Below are 19,953 nucleotides of genomic sequence, written 5' to 3'. Positions count from 1 at the left end.
TTTTTCGCCCCTCCCCCGTGAAAACTTGGGAAAGGATATCAATTTGGAGGGGTGAAGGTTGTTAAAACTTCTGAGGTTTATATATCACCTGCCCAATTTCCTTAAGCTCGCCTGGAGGCTGTTCTGGGATCCGCGGGTTCCGGTCTATCTGAAGTTCATACCCCTGATTTTCGGCGCCATCTCCGTGATCTTCTTCGCCCTATACTACATCATGCCCGTGGATTTCTGGCCCGATTTCCTGCCTCTAGGAAGACTCGATGACCCGATTGTTCCGATTCTGATCATATTCATCCCCGGGCTATATATCTTCACGAAGGCGTGTCCAAGGGAGATCGTCTTGGAACATGCCGAGAGGATAGATGAGGAACGCAGGAGCCGAAAGATATTCTTCCGGTTTTGACAGCCTATCATCACTCAATCGCCAGCTTGCCGATCGCCCTGGAGACATCTTTCCCTCGGCGGGCTGAGATAAGATAGAGATATATCCCCGGAGCGCATCTCCTGCCGTTAGGATCTCTCAGATCCCACGGTCCGAATTCGTTTCGCCCTATAACATCCTCCATCTTCCCACCGTAAACTCTATCCAGGTTCAAATTGAAGACGGATATCTCCACCACATCAGCCATGCCCTTGTTCTCGAGCTCGAAGTGGAACCTCACGTTATCCCCTCGATGGACCGGATTGGGATAGGCGTAGACCTTGGTGAGCTTCAACGGCGAGGATGATGGAGTGACAGGATCGATGCGGACGTGATAGGCGTGGATCGGGTCGTATCCGGATATACGTCTTACCACCAGATATCCGGTTCCGGTGCCGGGCGGGTTGTAAAGGATGATAAACCCCTTTTCCCCCTCCTCACTTTTCGCCAACACGTTGCCGAGCCCATCCACCAGCTTGGCATCGATCACCACCCCCTCAGGGATATCCTCCACCTTTATCTCCACCGGCTCGCCCCTTTTGAGATCGATCCTGTATACGTCGGCCGGATCGTTCCCGTCGAATATATAGGACGCGTAGCTGATCCCGTAAAGCAGCGGCCCGTAGGCGAGCTGGATCGTGTCGTTCGGCTCGAAGGTATCGCCGAAGTAGACCGTGATCGGCATCTTGATCCCCTCATGTCCGATGTTGACGATCGATATGCCGGAGGGCGTGCCGTCGTTGGCATCGCTGTTCGGCTCGGACGATGGGGTGAACTCGGTCTGGCCGTCATCCAGAGAATAGGCGGCCCCGGCGGTTATATGCTCCAGATCGAGATGCTCAGGATCGGACGGATCCTCCACCCATACCCTTTCCGACGCGTTCGTATCGCTTCGAGGGGCGGTCTCATCTATATGCCAGATCAGAATTCCGGATTCTGGAAGATATGTGTCATACATCCCCCCCGAGTTTCTCTCGCGGTTCTCTATGAGGAAGAACTCCCTACCGTTTTTGCCGGGGATATCTATCTTGTAGAGGACCTTATCCGGATCGCCCGTCTCGAAGGCGGGTATGACGAGCGCCTCCGTATTTTGCGTGATCTCCACCGGCTTGATCCATCCGTGCCGGCCGTTTTCCGGCCTGGCGTCGAAATCCCATTTGAGATATCCACAGATGTGGGCGGGCGCAAGTCCGTTCCTATTCGCCCCCTGATAAGGCCCGAACATCCCCATCAAGCTCCATTGCTGGTCATGTGGCCCCGCCACACTGCCGCTGTAAAGGTCGGGCGCACCGAAATCATGGAAGAACTCATGGAAGAAGATTCCCAGATGAGGCTTCGGGTAGCTCGGCTCCTCGGCTACGACGGCGACGTTGTTTATCCGAACGCCGTCATATCTGAGGTTGACCGATGGGATCAACATCGACCAGATATCCTCAAACCGGCCTGAGGAAGCCTCATCGTCCCCGGCGTGTATCAACATCAGGTGATCGACATATCCGTCCCCGTCCCTATCGTATTTCGAGAAATCGATGTCCCGATCGGCGGCGTCGCAGGCGTTCCGTATCAGCTCATGATATCGATCGAGCATCATTCGCCCCTCGCCATAATAGCTCATCCTCTTTGGCATCCTATACCACTTCTCACCCCAAGGGAGACTGCCGCCCATAGGTCCCGGGGAGATGGTCATCTTGCCGTAAGAGACCTCCTTATAATAAGTATAAAGCGAGACCTGATCCCTGCCGAAGAAGAAGCCGTCCACCTCCTCCTTCGATCTGACGGCGGGTTTATCGGGAAAATCCACCCGTATCACAAGCACATATTCGATCCCATCCTTCATCGGAATGGCGTAGCGGCCGGGTCTGAGATCGTGGCCGGCAAACGGCAGTTGAGAGGAGAGGGTCATATCACCTTCTCTCTTCCATCGTCTCACGAGATCAGGATGGGGCGGAGCGGCGTAAAGGAAGGGGATCATCATCAGGATCAGAGGGAGGATGAGGATCGGGATCACTTTACGAGACATACTCTCCTCCCTATCTCGACGCTCCCGTGTTGATTTACAGCGATGAGATGGATCAGATAGATCCCCGATGCTGCCTTCTCGCCGAACCGATTTTTCCCGTCCCATATGACCACATCGTTAGGGCCCCACAACCCGCCCTTCGTGCCGCTGACGAATTCCCTCTCCCCGATGAGATGGCCTGTTAGATCGTAGATCTTGACGAATACGTCGGCGTCAGAGCTCAGCTGATACGCCATGCGAAGGCGGCCGCCGTTGTAGGGATTCGGATAGACCGTAGCTGAACCCCATACCGCGGGCGATCGTCTCACCTCAACCTCGCCCGAGGCGAAGTTATTCCCGAAATCGGTCTCAAGCGATCCGAGGTTGAGGTTCAGGAACGCCCTTATCCTATATCTCCCCCACTCGGACGGCCTGTATGAGAGGTTCAACCTCCTCCTTTCGCCCGGGCCCAACGAGATACTCCTCTCGGCGATCTCCGCCCTCTGGCCGTCCGGGGTGAGGGCATAAACATGCAGTTTCAGGTCGTCGGCCTCGTTTTGAGATAGATTGACCACATCCACCGAAATAGGCAATTCGGTTTCAATCTCGTCCAATTTCCGTGGCAGGGCGAAGCTATCGATCGCCACATCCGTCCGATCGGCTGGAATCGGATCGGCTAACAGGGCGAGGGCGGAGAGGACGAGCTTCAGGCCGATCCTCCCCAGACCGAGGTTTATATTATCGATAACGTCCTTGGACGAGTGGATATATTGAGGCCATTCGGGCGATTCCATATCCGACTCCTCGCTTATCATGGCGGCGCTGTATCCGTATTTCCAGAACGGAGAATGGTCGCTCCAAACGAACTTCGGATCGACGACGGGCTTCAGAAGACCGCCGATTCGGAAGGCCTCCTTGGCGGTGACGAAGACGTTTCCGATCCAGGAGGACCTCTCGTTCGTCACGACGTGCACATCGAGCGCGCCATCTTCGTCATGGCCCAACATATCGACGTTCAGCACGGCGGCTATCGGTTCGTCTCTATCCGCCGCGTGTTTGGAGTAATCGCGGCTCCCGAACAGCCCGAGCTCCTCGCCGGAGAAGGCGATGAATTTTATGGTGTAATCGAAGTCGTATCGGCTCAGTATCCGGGCTACCTCCAAAACCATGGCCACGCCCGATCCGTTGTCCGTGGCTCCGGGAGCCGGTATCTCGTTCCAGTGCTCCTTCCAATCCTCCTCATGTGAGGCTATCGAATCATAATGGGCCGTCAGCAATATCTCCTTGTCTCGATCAGGCCCTTTCCCCGGTAGGGTTGCGACGACATTATGTAGGGTATACTCGCCCAGAAGTTCGCCGCTGAGCGATTCGACTCTATGTTTAAAGGGTATCATTTCAGCCTCGAGCCCATAGCTTCGGAACCTTTCAAGTATATATCTAGCAGCGTTATCACATGCTCCATCCGGCTTGGGCTGCCCCTCAGCCTGGTGATAATCGTCAACCCTGAGGCAAAACCTGCTCCTGTAGCCGTCGTTATAGGCGAGATCCCGAATGGTGTTGAACCACGCGTTCACATCCACCTGAGAGAGCATCCTCTCTATAGCGGTTAAATCGTCGGATGGTATCGGTTGAGCTTCAAGGGAGGAGACGAATAAAAGGACGAAGATCAGGAGCAGGATCGAAGAAGATGACCTTCTCATCGAATTCTCCCGGGAAAGAGATTTCGTCTCAAATATAACTTATGAGGTTGGGGTTTGTCAACTGAAGCTGGCGGGGGCGCTATGGGGCGGGCGAAGCCCGCCCTTTCATCTTCAGGCCACTCTGATGGTGAAGTTTTTGCGGGTGACGTTGCCCTTTTTGTCGGTGATGACCGCCGTGGCGGTATATTCGCCTGGAGGAGCGTCATAGGGCACGTCCTCAACAAGGGTATAGATACCGTCGCCGGCGACCTCATCGCCGTGCGTTCCATCGTCATAGGCCGTCAGGACCCATCCTCTCGGGTCATAGACCTTGACCGATTCGATGCCGTCCGGCGAGGTGATCCGGCAGGTGACCTTCACCTTTTTGCCGGGCTGGAGCGGATAGGGCTCGATCTTGAAATCGGAAAATTCAACCGCCATAACGATAACCTCCTTGAAAATTTCATTGACTGATTCATCAGTCATTATACAATATCCTCCCATCGATGTCAAGCCCCACCTGATAGCTGGGTGCATAAGAAATTTATCGGTAACAGGGAGATGGATCACAATTAGGGTGACAATTTTCGCCGTTATAGGGGGCGCAAGGCCTTGCGCCCTCAAGATGAACCATCCCGGTTTGTAGGGGCTAGGCATTCAAAGAATGCTTAGCCCCTAAAAGTGATCGTTTTATGGAAACAGCGTATACATGTTCTTGGTGAGGATAACGCCGATCAGACTCCACATGCTGCCCATGAAGAACTGGCCTAGGATCAATCCCAGGAAGAAGGGCATCGCCTTCCTATAGGTTCCGAGACCGCCGAATCCTATGAGCAATCTCTTGGCGAGCCAGCTCAGGAAGATCGAGAACCACATCCAGCTTATGGCCCATCCTCCCCCAACGGCATATCCGACGGGGTAGAAAGGCCACCAGATAAATCTCCTACGCATGATCATTAGGAAGACAGTGAAGCCGAACCCGAAACCCATCTGTCTCAGGACAGGTGCATCGTATCTTATCGGATAGGTCAGCCAGCTTTGAAGCCTACGGAACTCTCCTACGCCCCATATGACGTAACGGTATCTGTAATAGAGGACGAGATGGAAGAAGATGGCGGCGAATGTCCCTATTACGCCGGCTATCACCATGGATACGGCCAGCTTCCCCTCCCTCATCTTCAGCATCGAGGCCAGCTTGAAACCCTCAAGCTGATGCGGCATCGGATGGCATCTATATCCGTACGCGATCCAGTCGAGCAAACTCGAAACGGCGAGGTTCTGAGGCCCGAACCTCCTAGTTCCGGCTATGACGACCATGATCCTATCGGGGTGCATATTATGGAGCTCATGCGTGGGAGGACCGAGTTCGGCCCGCATCCTGGTGATCGTGATGGAGAACAGGAAGAAGATGGCCAGGTAAAGGGTCGCATACCAGTAATCCATCCCCGCCTGTCCCAGGAAAACCACTAAGAAGGTGAAGCTGAAAAGCGCTCCGAAGACCGCCACCTTATACATCGAATCCCCGCTTCCGGTGAGAACCGATTTGACAACCCTCCACACGTGCTTTCTGAGCGACCAGACGGTAATGAACCCTAATCCCAACCATGCGCCTCCCCTTTGTTCGCCCAGGAGCCATCCCGCGCTGGATCTCATCCCCAAAGCGGCCGTGAAGACGAGCTGAAACTTCCAGAAGAGATAGAAAAACCAGAGCGATAACGACAGATCCAGCGGTATCAGGTATCCCAGGCCGACGGCGAAGGGGTATACGTTGACCGGAAGCCACCCTATGGCGTTCCACGGTTTTTCGGTGAAGTATCTGCCCACCTCGTACTTCAACTTCGGTGATGGCACTGCCGGGTAGAGGTAATGTATGCCGGCGATCAGCTCCAGGAAGAAGGCGATCCCGAAACCGACCCACATCAGCCTGTTTGAAAACAGCTCCCTGCTGTTGGCCATCATCTCATGTGGCAGCCGTATTATCGGGTAACTCAGCTTCTCATATTCCGTCCACTGCTTTCGGATGATGATGTTTATACATAGCATCAAAAATAAGGCGACGATGATAAAGGCCGACCAGGCGAGGGAGGGTATGAGCCATGCCTTTACGATCTTATCCTCGAAAAACGTTCCTCCACCCTCGTAATATCCTCTCAGCACAGTTTTATCGCTCACGGTGAGCCATGAAGGGAGATATCTGTGGAAGAGTTCCGCCCATTCGTTTTCAGGCGTGGCGTACCAGAAGGGATTGCCCATCATGGGGATGAGCTGTCGTATCATATCATGTCCGGCCATTCCGGTCGCTATGGAGATCATGACGTATATCGTGACCAGCTCAGCCGAACTGAGCGATAGGTTCCTGAAGAACCTTGCGGCTAGGAGATTGAGAAGGATGAGGATGAAAAGGGTGGAGAGGGTTGTGGGAAAGATTGAAAAATCGGTCAGTTCCCAGATAACTCTGTTTTCGGAGGCGACGATCCAAAAACAATTAAGTCCTATGAGGAGAACTCCCAGGATTATCGCTCTCGCCGTGAAGCCGGAATTTCTGCCCTCCAGTTTGCTCATTTCCATCTCCAACAAGAACAATTAATGACATCGCTCATATTATCGCTGAGTGTAGCAGAGATTTTTAAAGCTACCGTCCGCCGCTTATAGGTCATTTATTGTCATTTGTCGTCATTGATAGTCATTTGTAGTCATTAATGACGGCGAAGCCAAATGACATAATGACTACAAATGACAGCTGATCTATGGACGGCGGACAATTAGCCATAGATAGTACGGGCGAAAAATCTTTCGTCCCTACTCAAGGGAAATAAGAGCGAATGACATTCACATCTATGTTATCATATCCGACGGCGTAAGACGTAGACCTTCGGTTTCATCTTTCCGTCTCTAACCCCCTTTCATCGGGGTAATTTAGAACCTACAACGAGCAGCCTTGCGATCCTTTCGGCGGCGTCCGACAGTAGTTTCGGGCCCTGGGCCATCGCTTCGTCCAGCGTTATAGGTCGCGGGATGATGCTCATCAGCCCATCTATCCCATGCTCATACACGACCGATGCGTCATCGGAGATGCCGCCGGCGACGGCGAGGACCGGTATGCCGAATTTTTTGGCGACCTTAGCAACACCTATCGGCGTTTTGCCGTAGACGGTTTGACTATCTATGCCCCCTTCACCTGTTATGACCAGATCCGCGCCCTTAACCTTCTCCTCAAGGCCGGTGGCCTCGATAACGATATCCACTCCGAGTTGCAATTTCGCATTGAGAAAGGCCATCAGACCCGCTCCTAATCCGCCTGCGGCCCCCGCCCCGGGCACGTCCTTGATATCCCTGCCCAGATCCCGTTTGACCGCCTCCGCGAAACGTTCCAGGGCTTTATCCAGGATCTCCACCATTTCGGGCGTGGCGCCTTTTTGGGGGCTGTAAACTCTCGCTGCCCCCCTCGGTCCTGTAAGCGGATTGTCCACATCACATGCGACCACGATCTCGGATTCGGCTATTCGAGGATCGAGGGTGGAGATATCGATCCTGTCCAGTTTCAATAATCCTCCCCCGCCAAACGGTATATCGTTGCCATCTTTATCCAGGAGTTTTACGCCTAAGGCTTGAGCCATCCCCCCTCCGCCGTCGTTAGTGGCGCTTCCGCCTATTCCGATTATGAACCTGCGACATCCCATATCCAGGGCGGCCTTTATGAGCTCACCCGTGCCGTATGTGGTGGTCACCATCGGATTTCTTTTATCGGGGGGGACCAGAGGTAATCCTGAAGCGGATGCCATCTCTATCACAGCGGTCCTGCCATCGCCAAGGATTCCGAACTGCGCCTCGACTTTATCGCCCAGAGGTCCTGTGACGACCTTTTTAACTATGCGGCCGCCGGTAGCATCGACCAACGATTGAACGGTACCTTCACCGCCATCAGCCATGGGCACCTTTACGATCTCCGCTTTCGGGAAAACCCTCTTCAATCCCTCCTCTATAGCGTTCGCCGCCTCGAGAGCTGTGAGACTCCCCTTAAAGGAATCGGGAGCGATGACGATCCTCACCGACGTACCTCCGAGTCTCGTCCGAAGTTATTTTCAAATTATACATCAGCCCAGTCATATAGGTCAAGAACGGCGCGACTCGACCTTGGGAATTTTCGTCATCCAAATAATAGTCGTCATGGTCTCGACCATATCGGGCCATACGATGATGGCGATTCTAATGGGCACATTGGCGCATCCCTACTGGTTCGCCTCGCCCGAAAACGAATGGAAAAGCCTCTTTTGGAGGTATATCCCCTACTGGTTCACCGTCTCAGACACGAAAATCTTGAGGGGATATTTCTACGGCGAATCCACCTTCCATACCCTCGATCATCTCAGGGCTTGGGCGGTCTCCATCCTGACATGGTTTTCGTTCATCTTCTTTCTCTATCTCTCCTACCTTTGTATCGTCTCGATCCTCAGGAAACAATGGGCGGAAAACGAGAAGCTGAGCTATCCCGTCGTTCAGCTTCCCCTCGCTATGGCCACCAAGAGGAGGTTTTTCAGGTCAAACCTGCTTTGGACTGAAGGTTCACAGGCGCGGCATCCCTTTCTTCTTCGGGCTGATACTGGGAGACTACATCCCCCGAAGCATCCTCAGCATATTGAGTTTGATCCTCAATCTGAACATGCCTTCCGCAGGGGCGGGACATACGCTTTAATCCGATCGTTACAAATAAGGCGTTGGGAAAGGCGGAGGGGAGAGCCGCTGTAACCTCGTCCTTGATTTCCCGTCTATCTTCGTGTATGCTAAAGATGCTCGAAGCTTAAGGTGGTGATGGCGATGATCGGGCTAATTATGCTGATCGTAGCCCTATTGCCGACAGGATCAGGTGTGATCATAACCGAGGTTATGGCCAACGCCATAAATGAGGACACAGGTGAGTTCATCGAGATACTCAACATCGGCAGCTCATCCGTTAACCTGACGGGATGGGGTTTCACCGATGGCGATGCCAAAGATGAGATCATCCCCTTTAACGGCAAAACACCTATCCTTAAACCCGGTCAGTTCGGGGTGATCCTCGATAGCGAATACGCGGGGGAGTATGAGATCCCACCTGAAGCGCTGCTTTTAACGACCAAAAACACCACCCTCGGCGATGGCCTTTCCACGAAAGACCCGATAACCCTGTTCGACGAGAAGGGCGAGACCGTTGATACCTTCTCACATCCCTTTAACCCCGGCAACGGAATATCGGTCGAAAGGGTATCATTGGAGATAGGCGACGTGGAGGACAACTGGAAGCCGTGTCCGGACCCCTCCGGCTCCACGCCCGGACGTCCCAACGCCATATGGAAGGTCAAGCCTCCCGCTGAAAAGCCGAAAGAGATCGCTTTATCCCGGGATGTGATCATAAACGAGCTGATGTATGCGCCGGAGACGAAGGCCGGTCATCCGGAGTGGATCGAGCTCTACAACCGTTCGACCGAGCCGGTGGAGATTTCGGGATACCAGATCGTAGACTCGTCCGGGAAGGCCTGTAGGATACCGGATGGGACCTTCGTAAGGCCGCTCAGCTATCTTGTGCTCACAAGAAAGCTTGCCTCCTTCAAAGGGTGGTTTCCTCATGCCGAGGCGGTGGAGGTCAAGCTGCCATCCCTGAACAACTCCGGTGATACCGTTTCGTTTCTCGGTCCTGGAGGAGGGTTGATTGAGAGAGTGAGTTACAAGGGCGGAGGTGAGAGGGACAGATCGTTAGAGAGAATCGATCCTAAAGGACGGGCAAATGATCCGAACAACTGGCATGTATCGCTCGATAAAAGGGGAGCCACGCCTGGGGAGAGAAACAGCGTGACGGGTCTGCCGAAGGAGGGGAAAATCACCCTCTCAGTTAAGCCGAGGATGTTCAATCCCGAACGGATGAAGCTTAAGATCTCCTATGAGGTGCCGATGGATTCGAGGATAAGGCTCTACATCTTCAACTCCGCCGGAAGATTAGTGGTCACGCTGATCAAATCCGAAAGTGGCGGCGGCCGAGGGCAAATTGAGTGGGATGGAAGGGGAAGATCGGGGAGGAGGATGCCCACGGGTCTGTATCTCTGCCAGCTCATAGCCGAATTTGGGGAGAATAAAGCCGCCGCTACGGCGGTCATCCCCGTGATCATATCCAAAAAGTAGGAGGTGTGTCTTGGGAAAGCTGGACGGGAAGGTCGCCATAGTGACCGGCGGCGGACGGGGAATAGGAAGGGCGATCGCACTTGCATTCGCGCACGAGGGCGCCGATATCGTCCCTGTGGCCAGAACCCTCTCGGAGATAGAGAACGTCGCTAAAGAAGCACGCTCGATGGGCGTGAGGGCGCTCCCGATACAGGTCGATGTGACCGGCGAGGATCAGGTTGAGGCGATGGTGGAGAAGGTCATCGATGAGTTCGGCAAGGTGGACATCCTAGTCAACAACGCCGGAACGGCGATACACAACAGGGTGGTGGATATCAAAACCGAGGACTGGAAGAGGATGATGGATCTGAACCTGACGGGCATGTTCTTCTGCACGAGGGCCGTGATGAGATGGATGGAGAGGCAGAAAGGCGGTCATATCATCAACATATCCTCCATGGCGGGCAAACACGGATCGAAACGATACGCAGCATACTCCACCACCAAGTTCGGCATGATGGGGTTCACGGAATGCGTTGCCAGGGAAGGATTGGAGAACAACATCTTCGTGAGCGTCATCTGTCCGGGCCCTGTCGCCACAAGGCTGAGGGCGTCCAATCATCCGAATGACGATCCGGAGAAGCTGATGCTGCCGGAGGACATAGCCGATGTGGCCCTCTTCCTGGTGACAAGGCCCGACAGGGTCTACATCCCCGAGGTTCAGGTCATAGCCGCTAAGTTTTAGTCCCTGCCCTGGAAGGCTTCAGCGCTTCGAGGTCTCAGCTTGAGCGGCGGAGGCGCCGAGGAAAAGAGGATCACCACCACATCGGGATGCATTTCCGACAGCTCAGCTCATTTGAAAGGTTTCCAGGAAGTTGGTGTAGGTGCGGCCCTGAACGAACCTCTCTTCCTCCATGACCCTCCTGTGGAACGGTATAGTCGTCTTGATCCCCTCGATCGAGATCTCATCGAGCGCCCTTTTCATGCGTGCTATCGCCTCGTTTCTGTCCCGGCCGTGAGCGATCAACTTTGCGATGAGGGAGTCGTAATAGGAGGGTATCTCGTATCCCACATAGATATGTGTATCAAGCCTGATCCCCGGCCCTCCGGGAGAGTGGAATCCCGTTATCCTTCCGGGGAAGGGGGTGAAATCCGCGTACGGGTCCTCGGCGTTTATCCTGCACTCGATCGCGTGGCCTCTGAGCTCCACCTCCTCCTGTCCTATTGAAAGTCTCTTGCCCATCGCCACCCTTATCTGCTCCTTGACGATATCCAAGCCTGTTATCATCTCGGTGACGGGATGTTCCACCTGAATTCGTGTGTTCATCTCTATGAAGTACAGGTTCCCCTCCTCATCCATCAGGAACTCGAGCGTTCCGGCGTTCACATATCCTATCTTCTTAACCGCCTTGGCGACGGCTTTGAACATCTCCTTTCTCCTCTGGCGATCCAGAGCGACTGAGGGTGCCTCTTCGATGAGCTTCTGGTGTTTGCGTTGGACGGAGCACTCACGTTCGCCTAAGACCACCACGTTGCCGAATTCATCTGCGATGATCTGGAACTCGATATGTCTGGCGTTTTCGATCCATTTCTCGATATAGAGCCTCGAATTCCCGAAGGAGGCGTTGGCCTCCGATTGAGCGGTTTTAAATGCGTTGACCAGGCTGATGTCGTTGTGGGCCACCCTGATCCCCTTGCCGCCGCCGCCTGAGACGGCCTTTAATGCCACGGGATATCCGATCTCGCGGGCGATCTTCACCGCCTCCTCTTCGTTCCTGACGGTGCTTCTCCGCCGGAACCTTCCCCTTTGACTGCCGGGCACCGGCTTCAGGCCGGCCTTTGCCATCTCCTCCCTAGCCCTGACCTTATCGCCCATCAACGCTATGACTCGGGAGGGCGGTCCGATAAATTTGATCCTACACTCCTCGCATACCTCAGCGAAGGAGGGGTTTTCGGAAAGGAAGCCGTAGCCGGGATGTATGGCATCGGCATCGGTTATCTCCGCTGCGGCGATGATGTTGGGGATGTTCAGATAGCTCTCGGAGGCCGGTGGAGGGCCGATACAGACCGACTCATCGGCATATCTGACGTGCAGCGAGTCCCTGTCGGCGGTGGAATAAACCGCCACGGTCTTAATCCCCAGCTCCCTGCACGCCCTGATGATCCTGACCGCTATCTCGCCTCGATTGGCTATCAAAACCTTATCCATATCATCTTCTCTTGACTTTAAAGAGTCTCTGTCCGTATTCAACTCTCTGCCCGTTTTCAGCTAATATCTCGACTATCTGGCAGTCGAAATCCGATTTTATTTCGTTCATCACCTTCATCGCCTCGATGATGCAGAGCGTATCGCCCTCGTAATCCTCCGATTTACCTCTCACCTCATCGCCCACCTCGACGAAGGGATCGGCCCCGGGCGCTGGAGCCCTGTAGAAGGTTCCGGGCATCGGCGCTGTGATGAATTCATATCCCTCCTCCGCCGGAGCCTCCTCGGCAGTTATGGAGGGATGCCTCTCGACGGCTGGAGCCTCCTTTTTTGCCTGAAGGAGTGCGCCCTGGAGAAGGGCAGAGATATCCGGAGTTCGTTTGACGCTTACCTTAATGCCCTCTCCCTCATAGCTCAGCTCGCTGAGATCGTAATCCCTCATCATTCGGGAGAGGGCTTCGACGATTTGTCGCAGCTTGTCGAGGTCTACATCGTTGCCCTTTCTGGCCATAGTTTCCCTCACCTGCCGACACGCTCGACGTATTCGCCGGTGCGCGTATCGATCTTCAGGACCTCCCCCTCTTCGATGAAGAGGGGAACCCTGATGACCAGCCCTGTTTCAAGCTTAGCGGTCTTGGAGCCTCCGCTGACGGTATCGCCCCTTATACCCGGCTCGGTCTCCACCACCTGGAGCTCGACGAAGGTGGGCGGACGAACGAGAACGGGTCTATCGCCGTCGAACAGTATCCTGGTATTGGAACCCTCTTTGACGAATCTCATCACATCGCTCACCTGTGCCTTGGTCAGTTCATACTGTTCGAAGGAGTCGGTGTCCATGAAGTAGTATCTGCTACCGTCCGAATACAGATACTGTGCCTCTTTCTCCTCGAGTCTGACCTCCTCGATCCTCTCGCCCGATCTGAAGGAGCGTTCGAAGACTGAGCCGTCCGAAACCCTTTTGAGCTTCGTCCTGACAAAGGCTCCTCCCCTTCCTATCTTTACGTGTTGGAACTCCACGATGGTGTAGAGCTCTCCATCATCGAGCCTGATCACCATGCCATTTCTGAAATCAGCCGTCGTAGCCATCGGACTCACCTCCTGGTTGAAGTTGAAAATGTCCGCCGACCGCCGTTGTGATCTACGCCGGGATATATCCATCCCGTTACATAAACATTAAATGTGCATTTCCGGCTCCGGTCCCCGCCGCGCTTATGTTTAATATAGTATATCCGATACCGCTTGGCCGGTCAACAATCAGTGTATGATCCTAGGGGTTTTCAACGCTTTTCGCTGGCGCTGTAATTGTAGCGAGTAGCGAGTGGCGAGCAGCGAATAGGGGAGAATCACCACTCGCTACTCGCCATTCGCCCTTCCTCCTTGTGCCTGCCGGATTCGGAGGCACGCACAGGGGAACGCCCTTACCACGCCTAATCATGCCAAATCATTGAAAAGCCCTGACCAGGTATGTGGAATCCTTGAATCAAAGGTGGGTTTGTGCTATACTATTAACGTTTTGCTTGAAAGCCTAAACGGCTGATTTAAAATCCTAAGGGAAATAAGGAGGCTGGCGGGTCATCGCTGAGATGGCCCGTTGGAGGTTCTTTCGATAATGAGTGAGGAGATTAAACAACCGGACGAGGAACAACAGGAGGAAATAACAAAGGAGGAGGAACGGGAAGAGGATATCCCCTCAATGGAAGCTCTCTCCGAAGAAGAGCTCATAGAGGTTTACAGCGAAACCTTCAAGGATTTCGAGGAAGGGGAGATCGTCAAGGGAACCGTCATTAAGGTTTCCAACGATGAGGTGCTGGTAGATATAGGATACAAATCTGAAGGCTATATCCCCGCCAGTGAGTTCGAACGGCTGCCCAGTGGAGAACCGAATGTCAAGGTCGGAGACGAGATCGATGTCTACCTGCTGCGTAGGGAAGATCCCGATGGGATGATCGTGCTCTCCAAACAGATCGCTGATCAAAGGCTGGCATGGGAGAAGGTGGAAAGGTCATACCGCGACGGTGAAAATCTGGAGGGACGCGTCATCAGAAGAGTTAAAGGCGGCCTGAGAGTTGAGATAGGTCCGCTTAAGGCCTTCCTCCCAGCTTCGCAGGTGGACGTCAAGCCGGTTCAGAACCTTGAGGAGATGGTGGGACAGACCATAGAGGCTAGGGTTATAAACCTTAACAGGCGCAGCCGAAACATCGTTCTCTCGAGAAGGGTGATCCTCGAAGAGGAGCTTGAGAGGAAGAAGAGAGAACTATTGGAATCGCTCCAGCCCGGTCAGCTCGTCAAGGGAAAGGTTAAGAATATAACCCAGTTCGGCGCCTTCATAGATCTCGGCGGTGTGGATGGCCTGCTACATCGAACCGACATGTCCTGGGGCAGGATCAACGATCCTTCTGAGGTGGTATCGGTCGGGGACGAGATCGAGGTGGTCGTCCTGAAGGTGGACAAGGAGAAGGAACGTATATCGCTGGGGCTGAAACAGAAAACACCTGATCCGTGGGAGACCGTGGAGGAGAAGTATCCGATAGGCTCCGTCGTGACCGGGAAGGTGATCAGCACGGTGGATTACGGCGCGTTCGTGGAACTTGAGGAAGGGGTTGAGGGGCTCGTGCACGTCACCGAGATGACATGGTCTCATAGGCCGACTCATCCCTCGAAGCTGGTTAAAGTTGGCGATGAGATACAGGTGAAGGTGTTAGATATAGATAAGGAGAAGAAGAGAATCTCCCTCGGCATCCGTCAGCTCTACCCCAATCCATGGGAGGAATTCGCTAAAAAACATCCCATCGGGACGAAAGTTCGAGGCAAGGTTCGTAACCTTACCGACTTCGGAGCGTTTGTCGAGCTTGAAGGCGGGATAGACGGGTTGATACATGCCTCCGATATGACGTGGGCCAGGAAGATGGTTAACCCGCGCGAGATCCTCAAGGAAGGGGATGAGGTTGAGGTCGTCGTGTTGAACGTTGACGTTGAGAGCCAACGGATATCGCTCAGCCTCAAACATGTCAGGCCCAATCCCTGGCTGACGGTTCCGGAGAGGTATAAGGTCGGCTCCATCGTCGAGGGTGAGATCGTTAACCTCACCGACTTTGGCGCCTTCGTCAAGCTGGAGGAGGGCGTCGAGGGACTTATACACGTATCCGAACTGGACAACAAGCGGGTTGAAAAGCCCGAGGATGTGGTCTCGGTCGGCGATAGGGTTAAGGTCAAGGTCATAAGCCTCGATCCGATAGACCGCCGGATCGGGCTCAGCCTCAGGGCATATAAGGCCGAGCAGGAACGTAAGGAGACGGAGAAGGTGGTCGAGAAGTACTCCCCTAGGAGCGCTTCAGCCGGAACCACCCTCGGCGAGTTGATCCAGAGAACCATAATGGAACAACAAAAGCTTAAATCCGAAAAAGGGGAGTGAATCCTTGAGGGGTTCCTTCCCATTTCTCCTCCCTTAAAACTCTCTGTATCTAAGGAGATGTAAGTTGAAAGGTAAAACGTTTCTCTTCACCTCGGAGTCCGTGACGGAAGGGCATCCGGATAAGATCGCCGACCAGATCTCCGATGCCATCCTGGATGCCATTCTCGCCAAGGACCCGCTGGGACGGGTGGCCTGCGAGACGCTTGTGACCACGGGATTGGTCTTCATCGCGGGCGAGATCACAACCGAAACCTATATAGATATGTCTAAGGTAGCGCGCGAGGTGATCAAAGACATCGGATATGTGGACGCCTCATACGGCTTCGACTACAATACCTGTGCCGTCGTGACGGCGATCGACGAGCAATCGCCCGATATAGCGATGGGAGTCGATAGGCTCGGCGCAGGAGACCAAGGGATGATGTTCGGTTACGCCTGCAGGGAAACATCACAACTGATGCCGATGCCGATCACACTGGCACATGGGCTAACTAGAAGGTTGGCCGAGGTGAGAAAGAAGGGGATACTGCCGTTTTTGAGGCCAGATGGGAAATCACAGGTTACCGTCCTGTATGAGGATGGCGTTCCCAAAAGCGTCGAGACGGTGGTGATCTCCGCACAGCATGATCCGGATGTCTCACGCGAGGATCTGGAGGAGGGGATAATCGAAGAGGTGATCAAAAAGGTCGTTCCCGAAGAGATGATCGGCCCGCATATCAAATACCATATCAATCCGACGGGACGTTTCGTCATCGGCGGACCTCAGGGGGATACCGGGCTGACGGGAAGGAAGATCATCGTGGACACCTACGGCGGAATGGCTTGTCATGGCGGTGGATGTTTTTCCGGCAAGGATCCGACTAAGGTCGATAGAAGCGCCTCATATGCGGCGAGACACGCCGCCAAAAACATAGTGGCGGCAGGATTGGCGGACAGGTGCGAGATACAGCTCTCCTACGCCATCGGGATCGCTGAACCCATCTCCATCATGGTCAATACCTTCGGCACAGGTAGGATACCTGACGAGAAGATAGCGATGCTGTTGGAGAAACACTTCGACTTTACCCCCTATGGCATGATAGAGAGGTTCAACCTGCGCAGGCCCATATATCGTAGGACAGCCGTCTACGGGCATTTCGGCAGAGAGGAAGAGGGGTTCACCTGGGAGAAAACCGATTACGTCGATCTGTTGAGATCTGAGGTGGAATGAGGAGGTGATATGAGATACGACGTCAAGGACATCAAGCTTGCCTCTGAGGGATTGCTCCGTATAGAATGGTCTGAGCGGTTTATGCCCGTCTTGAGGCTCATAAGGGAGAGATTCGAGAGGGAGAAGCCCCTTAAAGGGGTGAAGATCGGGGCGTGTCTTCACGTCACAACCGAAACGGCGAACCTGATGAGGACGCTTAAGGCCGGCGGAGCGGAGATTGCCCTTTGTGCGTCAAATCCGCTTAGCACGCAAGATGACGTCGCAGCCGCACTGGTGGAGAATTACGGGGTTTCAGTCTTCGCCATCAAGGGCGAGGACAGAGATACGTATTATAAACATATAAACAGCGTCCTCGATACGGAACCCATGATCACGATGGATGATGGTGCCGATCTGGTCTCCACGCTCCACTCGGGAAGGCGATCTCTTCTTGAAAACGTCATAGGTGGCACGGAGGAGACGACGACCGGGGTGATAAGGCTCCGAAGCATGGCAAAGCAAGGAGTGCTGGAATACCCGATCATCGCCGTCAACGACGCCAACACGAAACATCTCTTCGACAATCGATACGGAACCGGACAGAGCACCATCGACGGCATCATCCGCGCCACAAACGTATTGCTTGCGGGGACAAACTTCGTCGTCTGCGGATACGGATGGTGCGCGCGAGGAGTGGCGATGCGCGCCAAGGGTATGGGAGCCAACGTGATCGTAACCGAGGTCAACCCGCTTAGGGCTCTGGAAGCCGTTATGGACGGCTTCAGGGTCATGCCGATAGCTGAGGCCGCTGAGATCGGAGACATATTCGTCACCCTCACCGGCGATATCAACGTCCTTAGGGAGGAACACTTCCGTAGGATGAAGGACGGCGCCATCCTCTGTAACTCAGGCCATTTCAACGTGGAGATAGATATCGAAGCGCTTGAGAGGATAAGCGTCAAAAAGCGTAGGATAAGAGAGTATGTGGATGAATACACGCTTGAGGATGGAAAACGGTTGCATCTGCTCGGCGAAGGCAGGCTGATAAATCTGGCGGCAGCGGAGGGCCATCCGGCCAGCGTCATGGATATGAGCTTTGCCAACCAGGCGCTTTCGGTCGAATATATAGCGGCGAACGCCGGTAAGCTCGAAAATAAGGTCTACCCGGTTCCGGAGGAGCTCGATATGATGGTGGCCTCCCTTAAGCTGGAGGCGCTTGGGGTGAAGATAGATAAACTGACAGATGAACAGAGAAAATATCTGGAAAGCTGGGAGATGGGGACCTGAAGATGATAATCATCGGAGAACTTATAAACACCTCTCGCAAAAGGATCGCCAGGGCCGTTGAGGAGAGGGATGCTGGATATATCAGCAAAGTGGCCCGAAGGCAGGCTTCAGCCGGCGCACATTACATAGATGTTAACTGTGGGACAAGGCTCGAGAGGGAGATCGATGATCTGCCATGGCTGGTTGAGATCGTTCAGGATGCCGTCGATCTCCCGGTGTGCATAGATTCCCCCAGACCAGAGGCCATAGAGGCTGCCCTTAAGGTAAATCGTAAGGGCGTGCCCATCATAAACTCCGTCACGGCCGAAAGGGATAGGGCCGAAGCGATACTGCCGCTGGTCAAAGAGCACGGCTGCAAGATAGTGGCTTTGACGATGGACGAGTCGGGGGTGCCTCGAGACGCCCACTCCAGAGTTTCCATCGCCGAGAAGCTGGCCGGACTGATAGAGGATTGCGAGATACCGATGGCGGATGTCTTCTTCGATCCTATAGTTCAACCTGTCAGCTCCGATAGCATACAGGGGATCGCCTTCTTGGATGCAGTTGGCAGTATAAGGGAGAGGCTTCCTCAATCCCACATCATCTGTGGGTTGAGCAACATCTCATATGGCCTGCCCAACAGGAGGCTGATAAACAGGACTTTCCTCGTCATGGCGATGCTCAAGGGACTGGATTCAGCGATACCCGATCCCACCGATCGACATCTTATGGCCGCCGCCTGTGCTGTCGAGGCCCTTTTAGGGCGAGATGAATTCTGTATGGAATACATCAAGGCCTTCCGCGAGGGAAGGTTGGAGGTTTAGTCCTTCAAAAGGGGATGTCCCCGTGCGAAAGAGCGAAAAATGGGAAACCATCATCATAGTTCTATCTATCCTTTTCCTCTGGCCGGTCATTAAGTGGTATAACTCCAACCAAAACACCCCCTTTTACTATCATATCTTCCTGGTAGTGGTTCTGGGGGTTTTGGGATTTATAACTTATAGGAGGATAAAAAGGCTGAGGGCTGCTTTGAAGGATCTGAAGGCTAGGAGGGAAAGGAGACCGTTTCCACCGTTTTTTTGATACCATATAAAAACAGCAAGGAGTGAAAAGTTGAAGGTGGAATTGCTGAGCAGGCTTAACTCCGGAGAGGTTTTGGTGTGTGATGGCGCCATGGGCACGATGCTTCAATCCTTCGGCTATACCACCGGCGATCCCCCTGAGAAGTGGGGAGTGGAGCATGAGGAATCGCTGAGAAGGGTTCACAGCGAATATATCGAAGCCGGTGCAGATATAATACTGACGAATACCTTTGGCGGAAGCAGACCGAAGCTTGAGAAATACGGCCTGGGTTCTGAAGTGGAGCAGCTTAACAGGGATCTGGCCCAGATAGCGGTCGATGAGGCCTCCAAAGCGGAGAGAAAGGTCTATGTTGCCGGTGACGTCGGCCCCACGGGCGAATTCATGGAGCCCATAGGGATGCTAACGGAATCCGATATGATCGAGATCTTCTCGCAGCAGATTAGAGCTTTAGCTCAGGGCGGTGTAGATCTGATATTCATAGAGACGATGATGGATCCGAACGAAGCAGCCGCCGCCGTCAAAGCGGCTAAGAAAGTCTGCGATCTACCCGTCTTCGCCTCGATGAGCTA

The 19,953-nt window shown here is 53.9% G+C and carries 18 protein-coding genes; 10 read left to right on the top strand and 8 right to left on the bottom strand.

Going from position 1 to position 19,953, the window contains the following annotated elements; translation table 11 throughout:
• Nucleotides 1–58: 58 nt before the first annotated feature.
• Complete coding sequence (locus tag J7M22_14185) at nucleotides 59–400, top strand: hypothetical protein (protein MCD6507753.1); 342 nt, start codon at nucleotides 59–61, stop codon at nucleotides 398–400.
• 10 nt (nucleotides 401–410) lie between these two features.
• Here J7M22_14185 and J7M22_14180 read toward each other — a convergent pair whose 3' ends face one another.
• The 5 genes from J7M22_14180 to J7M22_14160 all read right to left on the bottom strand — a co-directional run bounded on the left by J7M22_14180 (nucleotide 411) and on the right by J7M22_14160 (nucleotide 8,145).
• Complete coding sequence (locus tag J7M22_14180) at nucleotides 411–2,438, bottom strand: M6 family metalloprotease domain-containing protein (GenBank protein ID MCD6507752.1); 2,028 nt, start codon at nucleotides 2,436–2,438, stop codon at nucleotides 411–413.
• Nucleotides 2,423–4,117: a M20/M25/M40 family metallo-hydrolase gene (locus J7M22_14175; protein MCD6507751.1), complete on the bottom strand. Its 1,695-nt coding sequence runs from the start codon at nucleotides 4,115–4,117 to the stop codon at nucleotides 2,423–2,425. Before J7M22_14175 ends, J7M22_14180 begins: the two co-directional genes overlap by 16 nt.
• A gap of 111 nt (nucleotides 4,118–4,228) precedes the next feature.
• Nucleotides 4,229–4,537, bottom strand: a complete 309-nt coding sequence (locus J7M22_14170; protein MCD6507750.1) for a hypothetical protein — start codon at nucleotides 4,535–4,537, stop codon at nucleotides 4,229–4,231.
• A gap of 249 nt (nucleotides 4,538–4,786) precedes the next feature.
• Nucleotides 4,787–6,658, bottom strand: a complete 1,872-nt coding sequence (locus J7M22_14165; protein ID MCD6507749.1) for a hypothetical protein — start codon at nucleotides 6,656–6,658, stop codon at nucleotides 4,787–4,789.
• 341 nt (nucleotides 6,659–6,999) lie between these two features.
• Nucleotides 7,000–8,145 carry a glycerate kinase gene (locus J7M22_14160; protein ID MCD6507748.1) on the bottom strand — a complete coding sequence of 382 codons (1,146 nt, stop codon included), beginning with the start codon at nucleotides 8,143–8,145 and terminating at the stop codon, nucleotides 7,000–7,002.
• A gap of 85 nt (nucleotides 8,146–8,230) precedes the next feature.
• On the opposite strand from J7M22_14160, the gene J7M22_14155 reads away from it, so the two are divergent.
• The 3 genes from J7M22_14155 to J7M22_14145 all read left to right on the top strand — a co-directional run bounded on the left by J7M22_14155 (nucleotide 8,231) and on the right by J7M22_14145 (nucleotide 10,973).
• Entirely contained in the window at nucleotides 8,231–8,842 is a 612-nt protein-coding gene (locus J7M22_14155) for a hypothetical protein (protein ID MCD6507747.1), read from the top strand.
• 69 nt (nucleotides 8,843–8,911) lie between these two features.
• The gene (locus J7M22_14150; protein ID MCD6507746.1) at nucleotides 8,912–10,249 is read left to right on the top strand and encodes a lamin tail domain-containing protein; all 1,338 of its coding nucleotides are present in this window, start codon (nucleotides 8,912–8,914) and stop codon (nucleotides 10,247–10,249) included.
• 10 nt (nucleotides 10,250–10,259) lie between these two features.
• Entirely contained in the window at nucleotides 10,260–10,973 is a 714-nt protein-coding gene (locus J7M22_14145; GenBank protein ID MCD6507745.1) for an SDR family oxidoreductase, read from the top strand.
• Between the two features lie 102 nt (nucleotides 10,974–11,075).
• On the opposite strand, the gene accC is transcribed toward J7M22_14145, so the two are convergent.
• From accC to efp, 3 genes are read right to left on the bottom strand one after another with little or no spacing between them, the layout of a single operon-like run.
• On the bottom strand, nucleotides 11,076–12,437 hold the full coding sequence (gene accC / locus J7M22_14140; protein MCD6507744.1) for an acetyl-CoA carboxylase biotin carboxylase subunit: 1,362 nt from the start codon (nucleotides 12,435–12,437) through the stop codon (nucleotides 11,076–11,078).
• Nucleotide 12,438: 1 nt separating this feature from the next.
• The gene (gene accB, locus J7M22_14135) at nucleotides 12,439–12,945 is read right to left on the bottom strand and encodes an acetyl-CoA carboxylase biotin carboxyl carrier protein (GenBank protein MCD6507743.1); all 507 of its coding nucleotides are present in this window, start codon (nucleotides 12,943–12,945) and stop codon (nucleotides 12,439–12,441) included.
• A gap of 8 nt (nucleotides 12,946–12,953) precedes the next feature.
• Nucleotides 12,954–13,520 carry an elongation factor P gene (efp, locus tag J7M22_14130; protein MCD6507742.1) on the bottom strand — a complete coding sequence of 189 codons (567 nt, stop codon included), beginning with the start codon at nucleotides 13,518–13,520 and terminating at the stop codon, nucleotides 12,954–12,956.
• A 523-nt stretch (nucleotides 13,521–14,043) separates the two neighbouring features.
• Between efp and J7M22_14125 the strand changes: the two genes are divergently transcribed.
• The 6 genes from J7M22_14125 to J7M22_14100 form a co-directional block, all read left to right on the top strand.
• Nucleotides 14,044–15,846, top strand: coding sequence for a 30S ribosomal protein S1 (locus J7M22_14125; GenBank protein ID MCD6507741.1), 1,803 nt, complete (start codon nucleotides 14,044–14,046; stop codon nucleotides 15,844–15,846).
• Between the two features lie 64 nt (nucleotides 15,847–15,910).
• A complete protein-coding gene (gene metK, locus J7M22_14120; GenBank protein ID MCD6507740.1) occupies nucleotides 15,911–17,056 on the top strand; it encodes a methionine adenosyltransferase in 1,146 nt (381 codons plus the stop codon).
• Nucleotides 17,057–17,065: 9 nt separating this feature from the next.
• Nucleotides 17,066–18,322 carry an adenosylhomocysteinase gene (locus tag J7M22_14115; protein MCD6507739.1) on the top strand — a complete coding sequence of 419 codons (1,257 nt, stop codon included), beginning with the start codon at nucleotides 17,066–17,068 and terminating at the stop codon, nucleotides 18,320–18,322.
• 2 nt (nucleotides 18,323–18,324) lie between these two features.
• The gene (locus tag J7M22_14110; protein MCD6507738.1) at nucleotides 18,325–19,125 is read left to right on the top strand and encodes a methyltetrahydrofolate cobalamin methyltransferase; all 801 of its coding nucleotides are present in this window, start codon (nucleotides 18,325–18,327) and stop codon (nucleotides 19,123–19,125) included.
• A gap of 22 nt (nucleotides 19,126–19,147) precedes the next feature.
• Nucleotides 19,148–19,384, top strand: a complete 237-nt coding sequence (locus J7M22_14105) for a hypothetical protein (protein ID MCD6507737.1) — start codon at nucleotides 19,148–19,150, stop codon at nucleotides 19,382–19,384.
• A gap of 30 nt (nucleotides 19,385–19,414) precedes the next feature.
• Nucleotides 19,415–19,953 (top strand): homocysteine S-methyltransferase family protein (locus J7M22_14100; protein ID MCD6507736.1); only part of this gene is annotated, 539 nt, incomplete at its 3' end.

The organism is Candidatus Poribacteria bacterium, from assembly GCA_021162805.1.
Taxonomy (GTDB): Bacteria; Poribacteria; WGA-4E; order B28-G17; family B28-G17; genus JAGGXZ01.
Note: the sequence above shows the minus strand (reverse complement) of the source record. Positions and strands in the feature narration are given on the sequence as shown.